The organism is Streptomyces sp. 13-12-16 (assembly GCF_002114215.1).
Lineage (GTDB): Bacteria > Actinomycetota > Actinomycetes > Streptomycetales > Streptomycetaceae > Streptomyces.
Genome location: NZ_NCTE01001441.1, coordinates 2,964 through 3,206 on the forward strand (window position 1 = coordinate 2,964; position 243 = coordinate 3,206).

General features: G+C 79.0%; 1 pseudogene. It reads right to left on the bottom strand.

Annotated features, from left to right (window positions below):
- Positions 1–243, bottom strand: a pseudogene (locus tag B7767_RS42290) (serine/threonine-protein phosphatase); the annotation flags it as partial.

Below are 243 nucleotides of genomic sequence, written 5' to 3' on the forward strand. Positions count from 1 at the left end.
GTGGCTGGGCGTGGCCGCAGTTCTCGCAGTAGCCGTCGTCGTCGACCCGTCCCGCACGGCAGGCCACGCACACCGCGGCACCGCCGCCGGTCGCCGCCTGCTCGGCCGCCACCCGCGGATCCGGCGCCTGGAGCGGGTACTCGTCGGGCTGCGCGGCCCGCTCCTCCGCCTGCGCACGCCGGTCGAACCGCACCCCGGACGACGGCGCGGGGTCCTCCTCCGACGCGGACGGCGGCACGTGCG